The organism is Streptomyces sp. NPDC048461, from assembly GCF_055587105.1.
Genome location: NZ_JBVJGW010000024.1, coordinates 96681 through 117688, shown reverse-complemented (window position 1 = coordinate 117688; position 21008 = coordinate 96681). Strand labels below are relative to the sequence as shown.

Below are 21008 nucleotides of genomic sequence, written 5' to 3'. Positions count from 1 at the left end.
GGGCCCCCGGTGCCTGATCGGTGAGGGAGCGGCCCCCCGGTAGGGCATCCGCTGCGCGGAGCTGATGCAGGACCGTGAATGGGCGGCTGCCCTGGCGCAGGAGCCCACGCGAGGAGGCCCCGCCCCCCGGTGTCGGACCGGGGGGCGGGGCCTCGTGGACTCGTGTGCGGGTGCTGTGCGGCTACCAGATGCCGGGTGCGGCGTACCAGGATGCGCGGACCCCGTCGAAGCCGCCGTCGGGGCGGCTGGTCAGGGTGAAGGCCCTGGTGTCACCGGCCGCGTAGTTGTACATCATCAGGATGTCGGCACGGCCGTCGCCGTCGGTGTCCCCGGAGGTCGGGTTGCCGCTGCTGCTGGCCCACCAGTTGCCGTCGAGGGACTTCCAGCTGGCGAACGGGGCGTTGAAGCCGCCGTCGGCCTTGCCGGTGAAGGTGTGCGTGCCGGTCATGCCGCTGTAGTCGTAGACGATCGCCAGGTCGCCCCGGCCGTCGCCGTTGTAGTCACCGCCGGTGGACTCGATGCGGGCCGCCTGGAAGGCGGTCGCGGTCGCGGACCAGGACTTGAACGGTGCTTCGAATCCGCCGTCGGCCTTGGCCTTGAAGGTCCACATCGCCGTCTCGACGGTGCCGTTGAAGTACACGGCGGCGATGTCGGCGCGGCCGTCGCCGTTCGAGTCGACGACGTTGTACTGAGCGGATGCGTTGTACCAGCCGCTCGCGGAACGCCAGCTCTCGACCGGGCTGTTGAAGGTCCCGTTCGCCTTGCTGGTGTAGGTGGTGGCGGCGGTGACCCCGCTGCCGTGGTCGTGGACGACGGCGATGTCGGCGCGCTTGTCGCCGTTGAAGTCGCCCGCGAGGAGCGCGGCCTTGTTCCAGTCCCACTTGCCCGCGGGGATCTGGAGAGCCGGCCCCGGCGTGGAGAGGGCGCCGTCGGGCGTCCCGAACCAGGTGAAGACGGCCGTCCGGTCTCCGTAGTTGTACAGGGCCGCGACGTCGGTGCGCTTGTCGCCGTTGAAGTCACCGGTCGTCCACTTGGCCCGGCCGTACTCCCAGTTCCCCTGGCCGCTGTTCCAGACGTCGCGCGGCTCGTCGAGGCCGCCGTCCGCCTTGGCGTCGAACACGTGCAGGCCGACCGTGGAGTTGCCGTAGTCGTACGCCGTGATCAGGTCGCTGCGGCCGTCGCCGTTGACGTCACCGCCGAGGTCGGTGCGCAGGTGCGCGGTGCGGTCGTCCGGCTTGTGGGAGGTGGTGGTCTTGCTGTACCGGTTCCACTTGACGTAGCCGCCCTGGAAGTCGTTGCGACGGTGGACGGTGCCCGCGTCGTACTCCGCCGAGGTCGGGAAGCCGAGCGTGCCGTTCTCCCAGCCGTCGGCCGCGTACTTGGTGCGGATGCCGAAGCCCACCGGCCAGGCGCCGGTGGCGGAGCTCCAGAAGAACGTGCTCGTCGAGGTGGCCGAACCCTGGGCCCTGAAGTCCTGGTAGGCACCGGCCTTGGGGTTGGTGGGAAGTTCTACGGCCACGGGGTAGCCGAACGCCTGCACGCCTCCGTGCCGGAGGAACGAGGCGTAGATCCCGCCCTGGATCGGGTGGGCGCCGGTCGCCGCGCTCCAGTAGACGGCCGAAGCGCTGCCGCCCTTGGAGAACGTGTTGTAGAACCCGTTCCGGTCGGCGGTGGAGGTCTCGTCGGAGGTGGGGTAGCCGAGGACGCCCGACTCGCGCTGCATCTCGGACCACTTGTCGCGGATGCCGCCCTGGATCGACCAGGCGCCCGATTCGGGGCTCCAGTAGATCGACCGGTCCTCGCCCCCCGCGCTGTTCTTCAGGTGGACGTAACGTCCCTTGGTGTCCGGCGTGACGATGGTGTCGCTGGTCGGGTGGCCGAACGCGAGACCGCCGAGGGCCTTGAACTTGCCGAGAACCGGGCCGCACAGGGTGCGCTTGCCCCCGGTGTACGTGCCCTCGATGACCTCGCACTCGTTCCAGGGGGTGCCGATCTTGACCAGGAGGCGCGGGTCGCCGAAGGCGGAGCCGTTCTGCATGGTCCGGCCGGGGAACTCGTAGAGCAGGCCGTCCGTGCTCAGGGCGTAGAGGTCGGCGAATCCGTCGCCCTCGAAGTCGCCGTTGCTCAGCGGCAGCGGGTAGCTGCCGGCGGGGATGGTGCCGAGGGAGGCCGCGCGCGCGGAGGGCTCCCCGTAGACGGTGAGGTCCGCGGCGACGCCGCCGAACTAGTCCGTGCCCCTGCGGCTGGCGTACTGGTGCACCTTGCCGGTGGTCTTGTCGCGGGCCCAGAGCTCGGAGAGCCCGTCGCCGTTGAGGTCACCGGGGACGGAGACCGTCATGTTCTGCCAGTCGGCGTTGCCGAGCGAGACGGGCGCCTGGAAGTTGTCCAGGTAGGCGTCGGCGCGGGAGCCGAAGAACAGCCAGAGCTCGCCGCCGTTGCGGACCAGGAGATCGGGGTCGTCCGCGTCGTTAAGGACGCCGTCGGCGTTGTCGTCGTTGGCGCTGGCGACGACCAGGACTTGCTCGGCGTGCTTCCAGTAGCGGTAGGAGTCGTTCCAGACCATCATCTCCTGGCTGCCCGAGTCCCCGCGCACGCGGCCGGAGCCGTCGTTCTTGTGGAGCCAGAGCTCCTTCTTCTCCGCGTTCTCCGCGCCCGGGCGCAGGGCGACGAGGTCTTCGAAGCCGTCTTCGACGTTCCAGCTGCCGCGGTGTGCGACGACCGCGCCGGCGAAGCTCTTGTCCGAGGCCTGGACCCCGGCGCCGAGGCTGCCGCCGGTCGCGCCGTCCCGCTGCCACGGGTAGGTCCGCAGGGCGCCGGTGCCGGGGTCCACGGCCCACAGGTCGACGGTCGCGTCACCGTTGAGGTCGCCGGGACGGTCGGCTCCGGCGATCCGCTCGGGCTGGAAGTGGTACGCGTACTGGTCGGACTGGTTGCCGGCCGCGTCCAGGCTGCGGACGTAGAGGTACTGCGGGCCCGCGCTGTAGGGCTTGAAGGACACCGGCTCGGACGGACCGCCGGCCTTGGTGGCCTTCACCTCGCGGAAGGTGCTGTCCTGGTCGGACCACCACACGTACTTGACGACGTCCTTGACGCTGTTCGCGCCGAAGACGAAGGTGCCGCTGGTACGGGCGGGCTTGCTGGGCTTGCCACTGCCGGTCTCGGGGAACTCGGCGGAGCTGACGGTGGGCAGGTTCGCCGGCTTGGACCGGTCGATGGTGAACCGGCACTCGTCGGACATCGTGCTGTCGGAGACCCAGTCCGTGGTGTGCAGCTTCCACCAGTACTCGCCGTCGAGCTGCGTTGCGTCGATGCGGAAGGCGGCGGTGCCGCCACTGCTGGCGTTGACCTGGTGCGAGGTGCTCTTGCCGCTGCCGACCTTGCCCCAGTGGAAGAACGCGCCGAGTTGGCCGTCCTCCTCGTCCGGGTCTGTCCAGAGTAAAGTAAACGGTGTAACCGTGGTTGGCTCGTAGGTCAGATTCGGTTGTTGGTGAGGCGTCCGTCGAAGGCGATGTCGAAGGCCTGGAGGGCTCGCTTCCAGCGGGTGGTCCAGCGTTTGCGGCCGGCGCCGGTCGGGTCCAGGGACATCACCGCGAGGTAAACGCACTTGAGAGCCGCGTTCTCGGAGGGGAAGTGGCCGCGGGCCCGGACGGCCCGGCGGATGCGGGCGTTGACGGACTCGATCGCGTTGGTCGTGCAGACGATCCGGCGGATCTCTGCGTCGAACTGAAGGAACGGTACGAACTCAGCCCAGGCGTTCTCCCACAACCGGACGATCGCCGGATACTTCTGGCCCCATTCCTCGCAGAACTCGAGGAACCGGCTGGTGGCAGCGTCTTCGGTCGGAGCGGTATAGACCGGCTTCAGTGCCTTCGCGATCTTGTCCCAGTCCTGGCGGCCGGCATAGCGGAACGAGGCCCGCAGCAGGTGGACGACGCAGGTCTGGACGACGGTCTGGGGCCAGACCTCGCCGACGGCGTCGGGCAGGCCTTTCAAGCCGTCGCAGACGAGCATGAGGACGTCCGCGACGCCGCGGTTCTTCAGTTCGGTCAGGACGCGAAGCCAGTGCTTGGCGCCTTCGCCACCTTCGCCGCCGGCCCACAGTCCGAGGATGTCGCGGTGGCCTTCGGCCGTGACCGCGAGGGCCATGTAGATGGGGCGGTTGGCGACCTGGCCGTCGCGGATCTTCACGTTGATGCAGTCGATGAACACGACCGGGTAGACGCGATCGAGCGGGCGGGCCTGCCATTCGGCCATGCCCTCCATCACCGAGTCGGTGATCGTGGAGATGGTCTGCCTGGAGACCTCGGCTCCGTAGACCTCTGCCAGATGGGCTGAGATCTCGCCGTGGGTCAGGCCCTTCGCCGACAAGGACAGAACCATCTCGTCGACGCCGGTCAGCCGGCGCTGACGCTTCTTGACGATCTGCGGCTCGAAGGCTCCCTCGCGGTCCCGCGGCACTTCGATCTCGACCGGGCCGACGTCCGTGACAACGGTCTTGGAGCGTTTGCCGTTCCTTGAGTTGCCGCCGTTCTTGCCCGCGGGGTCGTGCCGGTCATAGCCGAGATGGTCGCTCATCTCGCCCTCAAGAGCGGACTCCAGCAGCCGCTTCGTCAGCTGCTGAAGCAGCCCGCCCTCGCCCGTCAGCTGCAGGCCCTCAGCCTGGGCCCGGGCCACGAGCTCGTTCAGGAACCGGTCATCCACGCCCGCCGACGCGGCCTCCGCCTCAGACGGCGTGGCTATGTTCTCGCTGGTCACAGGTGCAATCCTCCATGATCGGAGTTACACCGTTTCTTTTGCAGTCCCGCTCCTGGAACAAGGCGTCGACCTCGTCGTGATCAAGGAACTCCTCGGCCACGCCCACATTGGCGTCACCGCCGGCGTCTACGCCCACGTCCGACTCCGTCTCCAACGCCAAGCCATTGACACCCTGGGCCACGCGCTCGGCCCGGCCAACGACGACCCACCCACCACAGCCGTTGTCCGCTGACGTTGCCGTCACCGTTGCCGTCAAACGCCTCTGGGGCCCGCCAAATATCGGCGGGCCCCAGAGGCGTTGTGGACCAGAATCGAGAATCAATTCACATCAACTGCGGAAATTTAGACAGGCTCCAGAAAAGGAGCTGTGATCAAAATCTGAATTCCTCAGAGTCCGACCGATCAAAATTCCCCTGAGGTGAAAAATGACCCCACGATTCCCTATCCGGACAGAGACGTCTACTTCTTCGAGACCGTCGAAATCCCGTTCATCGCAAGAGAGAACATCCGCACAAGAGCCTTCCGAACATCCGGGTCTCGATCGATTCGGTCCAGCGATTTGAGCGTCGCCGGCTCAAGATCGATCGTGGCAATCCCGCCAGCCCCTCGGTCATCCGCGGCCGAGAACAGCACGAGACATCGATATGCACGCACGACCCCTCCCCGCTCTTCGCGCATCAGCGACTTGAGGATTACGGTGCCTTCCCTGACCTGGCTGCGGAGCCCGTCCACCGAGGACCATCGAGTTGCCCAACCTCGCCCCTCCGCCTCCAATTGGATCGCGAGCAGTGTATCGAAGCTGATCTGACAAATGCGGAAGTCTGGGTCGGTCGAATGAATCAGAGACATAAGGCACTACTCCCCGTCATAGACGTCGATGCGGATGGGTGTATCTGGGTCGATGCGTCCGTCCCTCATCCTCGTTCGGAGTTCGTCCGAGCGGTGATGACCTCCAAGGATCGTGCCGTCACGCGAGACGAGAATTCCGTCTCCTGCGCCAGGATTATTGATCCCGTCCAGAAGTTCCTCATTGCTCAGCATCTCGTGATACCACTGCGACGCTGGATCGCGAGTATCCTGCCCGTCGGTGTATTTATCGATATCGCCAGCCTTCTCTTGGCGTGTCGATATTCCGCAACCCCCGGAATTGTGAACGAGAACGGGCGTGGCCCCCGCCAGCACATAGTACGTGTGGATGTCGGCGACGGTGAGGTTGTAAGTCTCGTTGACGGCTTGGTATGAACGGGTTCGAACTACTGCCGCTGCTTTTCCCTCATCTGTGTGGAGGATAACACCTGGCTTGAGCTCGCTGGCGTTCACCCAAGCCCGGTCCGTTTCGGACCAGAACGGGTGGTGGCCTGTTGTGGTGATGGTCGAGATGCCGTTTTTGGTTTCGATTTCGAGGTCGACGTATTTCTTGTCGTCCTCGGTGAAGATGGTAGCTGTAACCGTCTTAGAAGCGGTTTCCCCGGTTTCAGGGTCGGTTGCGGTGACTTCCTCGCCTGTGGTCAATTTTTCGATGGGCTTGCTGGTGCCGTCGGCCAGAAGGACTTTGGTTCCCGCAGTAAAGCTGTCACAGCCCTTGACTGCCTTCGTCAAGAGTTTCGTGAGTCCCTTAGCGCCAGCTTTGACTCCGCCTTTCGCCAATCCGCCGGGCATGGGTGCTACTACCTCACCCAGGAGGTAGGAGCCACTGTTCGTGTCTACGCCGAAGTGCTGCATCAGGGCCCCGTATCCTGTTGCGAAGGGCCCCGGCCTTGTTATGTTGTCTGCGCGAAAGACTACAAAATCGGCAAAGTCAACGAAGCTTTTTCCTATTCCGCCAGACATGTTCTTGAGCGAGAGCTGGCGTGGTTTGTAGCCCTTGTACGGGTCTCGGGGTGATCTTCTTTGGAAGTTTGCGGAGATTTGTTCGCTGATGGTTCTGCGGTTCCAGCCCTGCTGGCCGGCTTTCCGGCCGACGCGGGATTCGTAGTACATGTACTGGTGGGACCAGGGCATGTAGTCGATTTGGCTGGAGTTGGAGGCTGTGATGGTGGTGTTGCCGTTGCAGCTGTAGAGGGTGCCGCATTCTTCGCTGCGCAGGCCACTGGGGTCGGACCCGGTGATGGGGTTGCCGCTTGCGTAGGTGTAGCCATTCATCTGCAGCGGGTCAGTGATGTCGATGATGGGGTCGACGCTGATGAAGCGGCCGGTGACCGGGTCGTACTCGCGGGCACCGATGTGGGTGAGACCGGTGGTGTTGTCGTCTGTGCCGGTGCCGAGGAAGGTCCGGTCGCCGGGCCAGTCGGCGGGCTGTGCGCCGCGCGGATTGCCGTAAGGATCGGACTTGCGGCGGGTGATCTTCTGATCTTCAGCTTGTTCGACGTTGGCGGTTGCGGTGTTGTGGCGGTCGGTGACCAGGACGGAGAGCTTGTGGTTGTCCTTCTTGCCGTCGGTGTGGCGAACTGTGGTGCTGCCGGGGCCGGTGTAGTAGCGGACGGCGTCGAGGGGCTGGCCGGCTTTGCTGACGGTGATCTCGGCTTCACCGAGGTAGAGGGTGCGTGCGCTGCCAGTTTCCTGGATGAGCCGGTTGTCGCCGGCGTCGTAGAGGTAGCTGGTGGCGTTGCTGAAGGTCCACTGCTGGGCGGCGGCGCCGCTGGTGCAGGTGAAGATGTGGAGGTCGTTGCCTTCGGCGGGGTTGTTGTTGGGGACGGTGACGCAGGCTTTGGCGGCTGTGCTGTAGAGGGTCTTGTCCGCGGCGTTGTAGGTGAACTTCTGCTCTGCGCTGCCGGTGCAGGTTGCCAGCCGGGCCCGGGCGTCTTGGGCGGTGAGGCATTTGCCGAGGGCCTGGATGGTGTCGCCGGTGATGCGCCACTGCTGGGCTTTGGATTCGTTGCACGACAGGAGTTGTGCGGGGGTCCCGTCGGTGTTCTTGCCGTCTTCGACGTCGAGGCACTTCCCGCCGAGTCCGGTGATGGCTACGCCGCCGATTCCGGGGCTGGTGGCGTTGACCAGCTTGTTTCGGCGGTCCCAGCCGAGCGTCTGGGTGTCGCCGTCGATACGGCGGGTCTTGGTGTTGCCGGTCGCGTCGTAGGTGTAGGTGGACAGGGAGTTGACGACCGACCCTGCTTTACGGGTGGTCTCCTCGGCCTTGGCCAGTGCGTGCGGTTGGGTTGTGACCGGGGGCTGAGTCCCGTTGCCGGCGACGGTCACGCCGTAGGTGTACGTGGTTTCGTCGTCGGTGGCGTAGCCGACCTTGCCGTCAGGCCCCTTGGTGAGGGTGCGGTTGATGAACTTGGTGCGGTTGCCGATCTTGTCGAACTGGTATTCCTGCCAGAACCCGTCGTTGTCAGGGCCGGCGTCGACGTTCGCGAGGGTGGGGCTGGCGCAGGCTGCGGTCTTGCCGGTCCAGGCCTGGGTGAGCTGGCCCATGGTGTCGTGGGTGAAGCACTGGCGCTCCACGCGGCCGCCGGGCTGGGTGTCGGTGATCGAGGTCGGGTTCCCGACTGCGTCGTAGGTGTACGACAGTGCTGAGACGAGGGGGTCGGGGGTCTCGCGGTGGCTGGAGGCTTCAGTTACGCGGCCCGTGTTCTGGTTGTAGATGGTGCTGGACCACATGCGGTTGGGGGCACTGCCGGTTGCGGTGCGCAGGACCTGGCCGAACGGGCTGTAGATGGTGTCGGCGGTGTACCAGTCCAGACCCGACATGGTCTGGGGCAACCCGTCGGCGTTGTGCCGGGTGATCAGCTTCTCGGCGGCGAGCCCGCCCGGCGTGGATGGAAGCGTGGAGGACTGGACCTTGCCTGTCGGGGTGTAGGTGGTGCTGTAGGCGTAGGTTCCGGCCAGGCCCTTGGTGGCGCTGACGTCCGGGATCGTGATCTTGGAGCCGGTGGGCCGGCCTTCGGTGTCGTAGCCGGTGACCTCGCTGGTGTATGCGGTGCCGTTGGCGCCGCCGGTATAGCGCGTGGAGGCGACGGGCAGGCCCTTACCGTTGGGCAGGGTGTCGTAGGTCCAGGCTGAGATGAGGGCGCCGTCGGCGGTGTCCGCGTGGAGGGCGGTTTTGCGGCCGAGGGCGTCGTACTTCGTGACCTGGGAACGGTTCAGGGAGTTGGTGGTAGAGACCTGCTGGTCGAGGTTGTCGTAGGTGAACGTCGAGCGGCCCATGTCGGGGTCGTCGGAGGACGTCATACGGCCGCGGGCGTCGTAGGCGTAGGTCCAGTTGTTGCCGGCGGCGTCGGTGACCTTGGCCAGGTTTCCTCGGACGTCGTAGGAGTACCTGGTCTTCGTCGTGGTGGGGTCCTCGACCTTGTCCGCGTCGACCGTGGTAGACGTGTAGTGCTCCACCAGTGCCGTCCGGTTCATGGCATCGGTCGTGGTCTTGACCGCGCGGCTCCCCGGCAGCGGGGCTGATCCGTTGGCGGACATCCCGGTGCGTGCCAGTGTCCAGTCACCGCCGTACTGGGTGGTGGCGGACTGGATGGGCACTCCCTCGAAGAGGGTGGTGGTGCGCAGGGCGCGGCCGAGTCCGTCGTAGGCGGTCTGGGTTGAATTGTGCACTTCGGTCATGGACTTGGGTACGAAGATCCCGGTGTCCGGGGTGCCTTCGGCGAGGTATCCGCTGTTGGTCTGCCGGACGGTGCCGTTCGCGCTGTAGAGCGTGTCGGTGACGATCCGGCCGCCGCCCAGGGCCTCAGCCTGGGTCTGGCGGGGGCGCAGGAGGCCGTCGTAGATGGTGAGTGAGGTGCTGTAGGTTCCGTTGTCCTTGAGCGCACGGGAGATGACGACCGGCGTTTTGAGTTCGGAGATCTGGTATTCGAACGTGTAGGCCGCCTTGTCGGTGGCCTTCTGCGAAGCCGTCCGGACCTCGGTACGGCGGCCCAGTTCGTCGTAGGTCGTCGTGGCCTTGCCGCCGTTGGCGTCGGTCGTCTCCAGCACGCTGCCCCGGGCGGGGTCGAGCTTGGTTGTCACCGTGTGCCCGAGGGCGTTGGTGGAGGTGACGCTGAACGGCGGCCCCGCTGCCGGACTGAAGGCAGAGGCCGAGGGGCTGCCCGCGCCGTCGTAGCTTTTGACGGCCCGCCCGAGCCCGTCGTACTCAGTTCGCGTTGTGGTCAGCCAGGCGGTGCCTGCCGCGTCGAGGGTGTCGACCTGGTAGGGGAGGCCCCTCGTGGGGGCCGTGCCGAACGCGGCGGGCGCGTCGTAGGAGATGCGCTCGTCGGCGAGGACCGTGCCGGTCGCGGTCTTCGAGCAGTCACCGGCGGTCTTCCGGTTCTGCTGGGGAAGGCCGATCAGGTTCTTCTCGGTGTTGTGTACATAGGTGGGCTTGGCGCAGGCCTGCTCGACCTCGACCCACTTGGTGCCGTCGTGTGTCAGGGTCTCGATCTGAGTGGTGAAAGGCAGACCGTAGTTGACGCTGTCGGTGGCGTCGTCGCTGTCGTAGGTGGTGCGGGTGCGCACCATGCGGGACTTTCCGCCGCTGACGTTCTGGATCTCGTCAGTTCGCGAGGTGCCCCGTCGGAATGCCTCGAGGTTCGTGGTGTCGGTCCGGGCACGGACAGCCGTCCGCTCGCTCCAGGGCACGGTGAGAACCCGCGAGACGATGCTCCCTCCGGTCTTGGAGTAGGTGATGGTCTCGGCGGCCTGGCCTTGGTGCTGAAGCAGGTCCTCGCCGAGGTCTTCTGTTCCGGTGGAGTCCTTGACAGTGATCTTCGCGCGGCCTGCGTCACCGGACATGCCGCGGAAGTAGCGGGTACGGGTCTGGGACTGCTCGGTGGAGTCGGGCTTGCCCGCGTTCGCGGTGACTCCGCGCTTGGTCAGGACGCTGGCGTAGCCGCGCCACTGGTTGTAGGTGCGCAGATCCGACTTGGTGAACTCGTCGGTGTCCTTGGCCCAGGCGGCATCGCCCTCATAGGTGTACGTGGTGGTGACGTCGGGCTGGCGGGCGACCCGGTCCTTTTCGACGACGCTCTCGACGACGTACTTGTTGAACCACTCCACCGGAACCTTTTCAGGCTCCAGCCCGGAGTCCGCGGACCAGCGGGACGGGAAGCAGCGGGTGGTGTTCTCTTCGGGCTTGGGCCGGGTGGCTCCGACCGTGCAGGGGGCGGAGTAGTCGATGTAGATCTCGCCGCCGGTTTCGGTGCGGATCGTCTCCACACGCAGCCGATCGAAGTCCGGTGCGTCCTCGTCGGCCGACTTCGCGACGCGGTTGGGCATGTCGATCGCATTGGCCAGGAAGGAGACCGCCGGCATCGACACGCCCGTGGCGCCGTCCTTGGCGCCGTACCCGGTGCGGGTGATCGACTCCAGCCACAGCGGCGGATGCGTGTCGGTACGGTGCGCGGGCAGGGACTGCTTCAGGGACCACTGGTCGACTTTGGAAAGGGCGGTCGAGCCCTCGGTGCGCTGTCCGTAGGTGGTGACTGCGGCCAGGCGCTTGCGCGACCAGAAAGTCGGTGATGAGACGTAGCATTTCGCCGCGTCCGCCTTGCAGTGCAGGGTAGTGGGGGTGTCCCACCAGCCACGCTTGTCGACGGCGTTCTTGGAACCGAACTGCGCATCGCCGCACTTGGTGTCGCGGTCCTCGAAGCAGCGCTCTTCCACCCTGAAATCAACCCGCCCGGCAGGTGCTCCGGCGAGGTTGTCGGCTCGGAGGCCGTAGAGAATCCGAAGGGGATACCCGCCGCGGACGTATCCGACCTTGGCGTTGTCCTTCTCCCCGTACTGCTCATTCCGGGCGTAGCGGTTTTCCTCCCTGTGCCAGTCGATGACCATGGCATTGCCATGCACGTCCTCGACGTAGTCGAGGTTCCAGCGCCAGGCCTGCTTGCAGGAGGAGTCGGCGTACGCAGGCTTGTAGCAGGGTTCGTCAGGATGGTTGCCGAAGACGGGGACGGAGAAGACCGAGTTGGTGACGGTCTGCGGGGACGTGCCGTCGCCGTGGGTGCCGACATTGTGGCGACCGTAGTGGTAGCGCATCCCGTCGCGCGTGGTGACGATCCAGTACTCGCCGTCCTTGGCGCCGTTCGCCCCGCCTGTCATCCGCTCCACCCTGGAGCCGTCGTCAGAGGCGGGTATCCACTTGCCGCTCGCGGTGTCGTGGACGAGTTCGGTGGTGTTGCCGCCGAGGGACAGGGCGAGGTTGTCACCCGCCCAGCAGAGGTCTTCCTTCTTCTTGTCCTTGGTGGTGTCGTTGTTGGGCTTCTTCGGGTTCGCCTTCAGGTCCGCGGCGCAGGAGCGGTAGCGCCGCTCGATGAAGCCGGGGTTGTAGTCCCAGCCGTCGCCTACCCAGGAGGCCTGGCCGTTGGTCGCCGACGTCTTGCCGTCAACAGCCTGGGAGGAGTAGGAGAACGCGATGCTGGGCGTGGGTCCCGCGGCAGCCGGCGGCACCGTCAGCGGATAGGTCCAGGAGAAGCCTCCACCGCTGCTGCCGGCCGTCCAGGTACCCGAAGGGGAGAGTGACGTGGCCTTGTAACTGCCACCCGCCCCCGCACCTCCGTCGCTCGCCGCCAAGAGGAAGGAGCCACCCCCGGCTCCGCTCATCGTGCGCATACCGGGGTCCGGCGTAGCGGCCGGATCAACGGTGGCCCGGATCTTCGTGCCAGACGGGTCAGCGGTGTTCGGAATGTCGGTTGAGACGGTGCATATGTCACGGAGGGGCTTCTCAAGGAAGCACACGGGCAGCTGCTTCAGCTTCAGGCGGGTAGCCCACTCCGTGCCGTAGAGGTCCTTGAACTTCGCGTAGTCCAGCGCGACGTCAACGGGAGTGGCCCCGCCGGCAGGCGGCGTGATCTTGATGAGGGCGCCGTCGATGTCGGCGTCCTCGGTGGCGGCACGTGCCTCCATGGAGACCGACCAGGTGCCCGAGGGAGCGGTGTCGGAGCCCTTCGCTTTGCCGATGCTGACGGGAAGGGAACCGACCGGGACGAGGGCGTCGCCTGCAGTCGGCTGCAGGTTGACGGTGCCCGCGCCCTCCTGGGGCGTCTCGTGTTTGGGCTCATACGCCCCGGGCGGGAGCGGCGCGGTGCCTGCCCAGCCCTTGAGTTTCGCGGCCGCGACCTCGTCGAGCTTGGCCTTGAGGTCCTTCTGAAGGTCTGGGAGCTGTATGCCGGTGCGGCCGCCCGGTGGCGCGGCCCATGCCTGAACGGGTAGTAGAGATGCGACCAGCACCACGGACAGCGTGATGCCGACTTGCCCGGCGAGGCGCGCGCGTCTAGGGCGCGCCTTTCTGTTTCCGGGCAGGCGGAAATTCGCCGAGAACGGCGACATGTGGACCCCCCACGATCTGCCGCCGCGGCGATGGCACGCGGCAGGCAGGAAACTGACAGATATCCTGCTGATTCTGCGGCCGGCAAAGAAGAAAATCCATGCCCCGATAACCGATGTGGGCTTTATCACCTTACTGCCCGCATACCTGGGATAAATGAAGCAAATCGGTCGTTAATGATGGCCGGGGTGGTGAATACCAGGGGCGATGATGTCGGTGCGATGGTCCATGCTCGACTCGCGCACTCTTTGCGTGAAAGGCGAGCGGGGAGCGGACCTTTCGCCGTCAAGTCGATGGCTGAATCATCTGTGAGTGCCGAGGGCTGCGGAACCGCGCGCCCGAGGGGGGAGAAGAACAACGATGGCTGTCAGTGAACCCGTGGACGGCAGTCCGCCAACAGCACCGGCGGAAAAGGAAGTTGCCGCACCCGCCCGACAGTGGTTCAAGCGCCGCAGGACCGTGGGCGGCCTTGCCGCACTCCTCGCCCTGGCCGTCGCAGTCCCGGCCGCAATCCATGTGACCGAGAGCGGGAAGGGGAACGGCAGGCCTGCCGACTCCGACGCGCCCGTAGCCGCACCGGAAGCCCGCCAGCTGGCCCGCGAAGCCGGCAAGGACGTCGAGGTCACCGCCGAGCGCGGCGCGAACACCACCACCTGGGCTCAGCCCGACGGCCTGTTCAGGAAGCAGGTCTCCTCCGCGGCGACCCGCGCACGGGTCGGCGGCGTGTGGAAGCCGATCGACACTAATCTGCAGCGGGTGGACGGCGGGTTCGCGCCCAAGGCGGTCAACGGCGCTGTCGTCTTCAGCGCCGGCTCCAAGCAACAGGGCGACGGCGGGCAGCGCGCCTCCCGTGCCGCAAACCGGGTGTCGCTGACGCAAGCGGCCTTCCAGCGTGACACGCCCTCAACGGCGTGGACCGAGCTGGTCCGGCTGAACACCGGTGGCCACGACATGGTCGTGAGCTGGCCCGGCCCCCTTCCCCAGCCCGTCATCGACGGCCCGAGGGCTCTGTACGAAAACGTCCGCCCCGGGCTCGACCTCGTCATGACGGCCCAAGACGGCGGCTACTCCCACCTCCTGGCCATCAAGGACAAGCAGGCCGCAGCCGACCCCCTCCTGAGCAGGCTCGACTACCGCCTCGCCTCGCCCGACCTGACATTCCAGCTGGACGCAGTGTCCGGCGCCGTCAGCGCCCACGACGACCGGGGCGAGGAAGTCGCCGGCGCGCCGTCCCCCCTGATGTGGGACTCCAGCGGCAAAGTCGCCACCACCGACGACGCACCCGCCTGGAAGCCCACCGAAATCGCCGGCGCGCACCCGACCCTGGCCCTCGCCGGGCTGGCCGGAGCGGAGGGCGCGAGCATGAAGGTGGCCGCCTCCGCTCTCGCCGACAACACGCTTTCCCTTACACCGGACAATTCCTGGCTCAACGCTCCGGAAACGGTGTATCCGGTCTTTATCGACCCGTCTTTCAAGGGGCACAAGCACTCCTGGAGTCTTCTGTACAAGACGCAGGGAAACTCGAGCTTCTACAACGGGCAGAACTACAATGCGAGCGGCACCAACGAAGCTCGCGTCGGTTACGAATCCACCTCGGGCGGCACATCCCGTTCAATCTTCAACTTCTACTTCGGTGGTGAGCTTCACGGCGCTGGAATCATCTCTGCCAAAGTAAGGGCGTTGCAGACCTACTCGTGGTCCTGCGACCGGAAGAAGATGGACATCTACTCGACGCCGTTCGTCGGCTCGTCGAACACGTGGAACAACACCACGGGCTGGTGGGGCAGAAAGGTCGCCTCCGAAGACGCCGGCTACGGATACAACAGCTCGTGCCCCGACAACTGGCTGGCGACCGACATCCGGGGACTGGTGTCGGAAGCGGCGAACGCCCGCTGGGGCGCGCTCTCCCTCGGCTTCGCGGCCCCCAGCGAGTCTGACTCGTACTACTGGAAGAAGCTTCTGGCCAACGGCGAGACTGCCCCGTACCTGGAGATCGTTTACAACAGGCCTCCCGACACACCCGTCGCGGCGAACATGCAGACCTTCCCCGGCGGTCCGTGTCTCACCAGTGGCGCTGGCACCAGCGTAGGCAAGACTGACCTGACTTTCCAGGTCAAGGGAACTGACCAGGACGGCAACCTCAGGCAGGTCCAGATCGAGATCTGGGAAGCCGCAACCGGCGTCAAAACGTATGAGGAATGGCTGTGGCCCAACAGCGACGGGGTCATCACCAAAGACATTCCCTGGGACTACTTCAAGACAGGAACGAAGTACTACTGGCTCTCCCGCACCAACGACTGGGACGGGTGGGGCTCCCCGGGCAGCGGGCCCGCCGACTCCGGAGGCGGCGGATGGTGCACGTTCACCGTCGACCACTCCGCGCCCCCCGCCCCAGCGGTCCGCTCCACCGACTTCCCCCTGCCCGGTGCCGACCATGCCGTATGGAGCGTCAACCCGGCCAGTACGAAGGACCAGACCGTTGAGTTTGTGGGGAACGGAGCCAGGCCGGAGGAGATCCGCGAGTACCAGTGGAGCCTGAACAAGCCCCAGTTCAACCAGACGGCCGTCCCCGCGGCCGACGGCGTTGCCTCGGTCAAACTGCAGGTCGACACCGCAGGCCCCAACGTCCTGTACGTCCGCACCGTCAGCAAGTTCGGCAACATCTCACCCCAAGCCGAGTACCTGTTCCTGGTCAAGCCCAGGGCCGGTCTGGACAAGCCCGGCGACGTCACCGGTGACGGCCATCCCGACATCCTCGGCATCGACAAGGACGGAAACCTCCGCTCCTACGCAGGCGACGGCTACGGCGACACCGACGCCTACATCCCCGGCGCCGTCGAGAACGGCAAGCCCGTCCCCAGCGGCTACTGGAAGGACGCGGCCACGGGGAAGTCCGCCCTCATCGCCCACTCCACCGACTGGTTCCCCGGCGACGGCCTCACCGACCTCATCGCCCGCATGCCCGACGGGAAGCTGTACGTCTACCCCGGCACTGGCACCGGCCAGTTCGACGCCGGAGCCCGCATGGAGATCCTCCTGCCCGGCGGCGCACCCGACCCCGCCACCCTGAGGCAGCTCGTCGCCGCCGAAGACGTCGACGGCGACACATTCGCGGACATGTTCGCCATCGACACAGCCGGCGCACTCTGGGCCCTCACCGGATACACCGGAGCCAGCTTCACCGCCGCCAAGAAGATGGCCACCAACTGGGCCCCCCGCGACATCATCGGCGTCCGCGACATCTCCGGAGACAACGTCCCCGACCTCCTGTACCGCGACGACGCCAACAGCGCCCGCGGCCTCGTCCTCCGCAAGGGCAAGCCAGGCCCTAACGGAGGCACCGACCTGACCTCCCTTGAGACCGCCGCCGACTCCGCCGGCGGCGCGGACACCACCTACGCCACCACCAAGTGGAGCAGAGCCGAGCTCCCCATGGTTCTCGGCACACCCGATGCCAACGGCGACCAGATCCCCGACATCTGGGCGGTCAGCACCAACGGAAACCAGTACCTCTTCCCCGGCGCCCGCGCCACCATGCCCGGCTCCGCGTCAGGCGCCGACGAGGACAACTGGAACACCTTCCTCACCATCGGCTAACCGGTCACCACCACCGAGCAGAAGGGCGCCCAGCCGGACACCTCCGGCTGGGCGCCCGTCCCTTTTCCCGGCGTCGTAGATCTGGGGCAGGAGCACCAAAGTCGGGCGCTAACCCCACCTTCTCCGCCGAATCAGAGTCCAGACGCTGAACGGTTCGACGAGGGCTCGATAGTGGGGGCGTCGTCCCCGGGCGGGTGTGTCCTACGGGGTGGTATCCGAGGCGTTCGTACCAGGCGGCGGCCAGGGCTTATGGGCATACGGTCAGGGTTGCCCCTCCGCGGTGATCTCGCCGCACGGGGCCCCGCCAGAGTGTCCGCACCGAACCAAGTGGGCGACGTGGTGCGCGGACCCGAAGCCTTTTCGCCGGGTGACTACCGCACCTCCGCTGCCTACGAGAGGGAAGTCGTCCAGGTCGGCAGCGGCTGGAACGGAGTCGACTCCGCCCACTCCTACCTCTGGATCCGCCTCGCGGACCGCACCGAACGCCGACTCGCCATAAAGGGCTGCGCTCTGGCCCCATTAGCCGAGCGGTCCGCCCCGTGACCTCCGCTTGTGCCGGGCGGCCTGATCCACCGCAGCAGCCTGCCGCTCAGGACGGCTGCCGTCGAAGCAATCGAATCATGGTTCGGGGCGCCGGGGCGAGGTAGCCGCCTTCACCGGCGGAGCCGGCACGGTCCGCTGGAGAGGAGCAGGGTGGAGATGCGGTGGGCCGCTTCGAGCGCGGCCTTCTCGTGTCCCCCGGATCTCGATCGTGATCTTGCTTTCGTCGCTCATGACCGGGGAACCCGTATCCCGGTCGGCCGGTTTCGCACACGAGGAAGCTCCACCCCATCGAGTGCCGCTGAAGGTCACCCGCTGCGCTGCCGGGACACGACGTGCGGGCAGATCACGGGGTCAGCTGTCGTTGTTGTCGCCCTGCTGGGTACGGCTAGCCCAAGCGGCGAGCGAAAGAGCAACGACTGTCGAGGCAACACCGGCGATGTCTCCTACGGACGCCAGAACGTCCTTCGCGGTGTCGTTGTCCTGAACCACGACGGCCAGCATGAGACACAACGAGATCCCGACGGCTCCCATGAAAGCCAGGAACAACCTCTGCTGCTCCGCCAGCGGTAGGTACTGGACCTGTTCCTGGAACGCGGCGGCCGAGGCCTCCAGTTCCGCCGCCGTCTCCGTCGGCACGTTCGCCGGCGGTTCGGTCGGAGGTTCACGGATGAGTTCATCCATCCAGTCGCTGGTGTAGAGCGTCTGCACCTGCTGGGTGAACCAGTCCCGCCGTTCAGTGAAAGCCAGGATCGAAGACAGGCTGCCTTGCAGCCATGACAGGTCGTGGATTGTCGACGTGACGTCTGCGAGGGCTGTGAGTGCTGGTGAGGCGGCCGTCCAGTCGATGTTGTTGTTGAGCGTGGACGTGACGTCTGCGAGGGCTGTGAGTGCCGGTGACGCGGCCGCCCAGTCGATGTTCTCGTCAAGCGCGGACCTGGTGCTTGCGAGGGCCGTAAGCACGGGAGACATGGCTGCCACCATCGCAGGCAGGTGTATCTGCACCCTGGCGGCATCCGTAACTGCCCGTGCTGATGCTTGAACCGATTCCAGGACTTCCGGGGGCAGACGAACCGCCTCGGACGGATCAGGCAGGTTTCGAAGCTGATCCATGTGCCGGGTATCGCGGTCGACCGGCAGATTGACGTCTGAGGCATCCATAGCCGAACCCTGCCAGATAGCTGTGACACGCCGCTGCCTGACCTTCAAGTTGGAGGCCTGGCAGGTCTCGCCAACTCGCGAAGGGGCGCTACGGCCGGTCAGTGTGCGGCGGTTGTGGGTGGCTGTCTTCTCCTACGGTGGTTTCGTCGTCGATCAGCCCGTAGGGGGGCTGATCCTCGTTGCGGCTGTACCGCACGACGACGTTGTCTTCCACGAGCGTGGGCGGGCTGTTGTCGACGATGATCAGTTGGGCACCGGCCCCCTCTTCGGCCAGCCAGTCGGTCAGATGCCGGTAGAAGTCGTCGATGGCGATCGCGTCCGCGATCACCGCGTCCCGGGTGCCGCTGTGGCCGAGGTTCTTCTGCGGGCTGTCGATCATGAGGAAGCCGGGGTGGGCGGCCGACGTTTCGACGGCCACCTCGAAGACGGCCAGCTGCCAGGCCAGGGCCAGGAGCGTCCGGGCACCGGATGATGCCTCGCGGTAGGAGTCGCCGCGCACGTACGGAACCAGGTTCGTGTCGATCATCGGCTGGCTGAGTTTCGGGTAGCGCCACTGCCGCAGCAGCTCGCTGTACCGGCCGCTGATACGACCGACGACCAGGTCCCGGTCCTGTGCTGCATCCCCCAACCGATCGAGTTCCTCCCGCAAACGCTCGATCTGTGCCTCCTGCCGCTCCACCAGGGCAGCTCGCTTCTCCAGGCCTGCCTGAAGCTTCGTCGCGTTCTCGGCGTGCTGGAGATTACGGAGGACTTCCTCGCGCCGGCGCTGGAGGTGGTCGCGAGCGGCGAGGAACGGGGTGACGGAGGGCGACGTGGCTTCGTCCACCGCGGCTGCTGCCCGTTCTTCGTCGATGGCTGCGTCTTCCGCCCGGAGCTTCAGCGCGGCGAGCGACGCGTCCAAGCCCTCAATGTAGGCAGTGATCTCCTTCAATCGGGCTTTGGTGGCCCTGATCTCGGCTGCGACATCTAGCTGCCGGTCGTCCGACGCCTGCTGGGCGTCGGCGGTGCCGAGCGTCAGGTGCCCGTCGCCGTGGGGCAGCTCGTGGCTGCACAGACTGCACGAGCCGTTCTCCACCGACGGGGGAGCGGGCAGCCGGTTCAGGCACGCGGGGCAGGTCATGACGCTCAGGGGGTCGAACAGGAGCTGCGCTTCGGCCAGCATGTTGAGCTTGACCAGGTCATCCGCGTATTGCGCCCGCAGCGGCATCATGCGGGCGAGTTGCGTCTCGCAGTCACGCACGACGCCGGCGGCTCGCCGGGCGAGCTGGGCCGCTTGCTGGTGCTCGCCGCGCAGACGCCCGGCGAAGGTGGTACCAGCGTGCGCAGCCTCATCAAGGACCCTTAGCTCATCGGTCAGCTCCCGCAGCTCGCCTTCGTACTGCTCAGCGACCAGCGAGCCGACTGCGGGAACGTCCTGCTCGTCGACGAACGCCCGTGCTGCGGCGAGTTCGGAGCGTGCCTGGGTGAGCCGGGCGCCCAGTTCCTTGATGCGTTGCCCAAGCTCGACGGCGCGGTCGTCGTGAACGCCGAAGACGACGTCGACCACCTGCTTCAGCTTGTGCTTCTTCATGTACTCGTTCTCGAACAGGAAGTTCTTGGAGGCGATGCGTTCGTTGGGCAGGAACGCGAGGTTCATGAGGTCGCGAAAGCTCAGGGGGTCGGTCCGGGACTCGCGGCTGGAGGGGGCCTCCCGCAGCTGGACGCCTTCGAGCTTGCAGTGCCCCAGCAGGAGAGCGGAGAGGCTCTCGGGCGATCCCGCCGGATCGATGGGCCTGCTCTCCGGCTTGGACAGCGGCGGGCTGTCCAGCGTTCCCCGGCGCACGTAGGCGACCTTCGACGGCTCCCCGACGGGCCGCTCGATGACGTGTGGTTCGCCGGACAGCTCGACTTCCAGAAGGCAGGAACGGACCTTCCGCAGCACCTCTGGATGCCGTGGATGGCGCTTCCCTCCGAGGCCGTAGGCGATGAACTCCAGCACCGCGGTCTTGCCCGAGCTGAACGCCCCGGCGACCACGGACAGGTCCCGCACCCGCTGGTCCCGCGTGAAGTCGACTTCGTAGTTCCGGCTGACGCCTGCTAGGCGCAGGCGCCGGATCCGGATGCCAGGCAGAGGCTGCATCGTGGTCACCCCTCCCAGGGCATGTCAGGTGTCTGCGGGCCCGCGCCCAGCACGCTGAGGAGCGCGGCACCGGGCGCGCCCTCTCCGTCCGGCCGTAGCCACCGGGCTGTCTGCTCGCGCAGCGCCTTGTCGGTCAGCTTGCGAAGGCGACGTACAACGATGGATGCCGCGGTGGTGAACGACGCGGCGTAGGTGGCGGTGAAACGCGCCCCGAGCTCCCGGCCGCGGTCGCTGATCGAGTAGGCGAAGGCGCCGTTGCGGTTGTGGACCTCGCAGCATCCGTAGGCCACGAGCAGCCCGAGGTCGTGCTGGATGCGCTCGCGTCGACTGGTGAAACGCTGCGAGGAGGAAGCGTAGGAGAGCACCTGCGGATCGAACCCGGCCAGCCTGAGCACGTTCCCGTCGCGGCCGTCGGAATCGACGACGAGAAAGGGATTCGCCGACAGGAAGTCGTAGTAGCCGATGCGCTCCAGACTCGCCCCCTTCGCGTCCTGCCCGGCGACAGCGTCGAGAAGCAACAGCAGCTGCGCCAGCCGGAAGGTGACCTCGTCCTCCGGCATCACCACCGGCCGGTGTGCTTCCACAGCGAAC

General features: G+C 66.4%; 9 protein-coding genes and 1 pseudogene. 2 read left to right on the top strand and 8 right to left on the bottom strand.

The genetic code is table 11. The features are described 5' to 3' along the window. Window positions 1-181: 181 nt before the first annotated feature. The 3 genes from ACZ6S8_RS31515 to ACZ6S8_RS31505 form a co-directional block, all read right to left on the bottom strand. Window positions 182-2038 (bottom strand): FG-GAP-like repeat-containing protein, encoded by a 1857-nt coding sequence (locus tag ACZ6S8_RS31515; protein WP_469460830.1) that lies wholly within the window; start codon window positions 2036-2038, stop codon window positions 182-184. 186 nt (window positions 2039-2224) lie between these two features. After that, a complete protein-coding gene (locus tag ACZ6S8_RS31510) occupies window positions 2225-3238 on the bottom strand; it encodes a hypothetical protein (RefSeq protein ID WP_469460829.1) in 1014 nt (337 codons plus the stop codon). 233 nt (window positions 3239-3471) lie between these two features. Continuing rightward, the gene (locus ACZ6S8_RS31505) at window positions 3472-4740 is read right to left on the bottom strand and encodes an IS256 family transposase (RefSeq protein WP_469460843.1); all 1269 of its coding nucleotides are present in this window, start codon (window positions 4738-4740) and stop codon (window positions 3472-3474) included. 49 nt (window positions 4741-4789) lie between these two features. Between ACZ6S8_RS31505 and ACZ6S8_RS31500 the strand changes: the two are divergent. Beyond that, window positions 4790-4987 (top strand): annotated as a pseudogene (locus tag ACZ6S8_RS31500) (site-specific integrase); the annotation flags it as partial. A gap of 227 nt (window positions 4988-5214) precedes the next feature. Here the strand turns inward: ACZ6S8_RS31500 and ACZ6S8_RS31495 are convergent. Beyond that, window positions 5215-5604, bottom strand: a complete 390-nt coding sequence (locus ACZ6S8_RS31495) for a hypothetical protein (protein ID WP_469460828.1) — start codon at window positions 5602-5604, stop codon at window positions 5215-5217. Window positions 5605-5610: 6 nt separating this feature from the next. After that, entirely contained in the window at window positions 5611-13002 is a 7392-nt protein-coding gene (locus ACZ6S8_RS31490; protein ID WP_469460827.1) for a polymorphic toxin-type HINT domain-containing protein, read from the bottom strand. A 358-nt stretch (window positions 13003-13360) separates the two neighbouring features. Here ACZ6S8_RS31490 and ACZ6S8_RS31485 point away from each other — a divergent pair, with 358 nt between their 5' ends. Then, window positions 13361-16597: a DNRLRE domain-containing protein gene (locus ACZ6S8_RS31485; protein ID WP_469460826.1), complete on the top strand. Its 3237-nt coding sequence runs from the start codon at window positions 13361-13363 to the stop codon at window positions 16595-16597. Between the two features lie 894 nt (window positions 16598-17491). Here ACZ6S8_RS31485 and ACZ6S8_RS31480 read toward each other — a convergent pair. The 3 genes from ACZ6S8_RS31480 to ACZ6S8_RS31470 all read right to left on the bottom strand — a co-directional run bounded on the left by ACZ6S8_RS31480 (window position 17492) and on the right by ACZ6S8_RS31470 (window position 21001). Continuing rightward, the gene (locus tag ACZ6S8_RS31480) at window positions 17492-18298 is read right to left on the bottom strand and encodes a hypothetical protein (RefSeq protein ID WP_469460825.1); all 807 of its coding nucleotides are present in this window, start codon (window positions 18296-18298) and stop codon (window positions 17492-17494) included. Between the two features lie 88 nt (window positions 18299-18386). Continuing rightward, complete coding sequence (locus tag ACZ6S8_RS31475) at window positions 18387-20417, bottom strand: DNA recombination protein RecN (RefSeq protein ID WP_469460842.1); 2031 nt, start codon at window positions 20415-20417, stop codon at window positions 18387-18389. A gap of 5 nt (window positions 20418-20422) precedes the next feature. Continuing rightward, window positions 20423-21001 (bottom strand): ABC-three component system middle component 2, encoded by a 579-nt coding sequence (locus ACZ6S8_RS31470; protein WP_469460824.1) that lies wholly within the window; start codon window positions 20999-21001, stop codon window positions 20423-20425. Window positions 21002-21008: the final 7 nt, after the last annotated feature.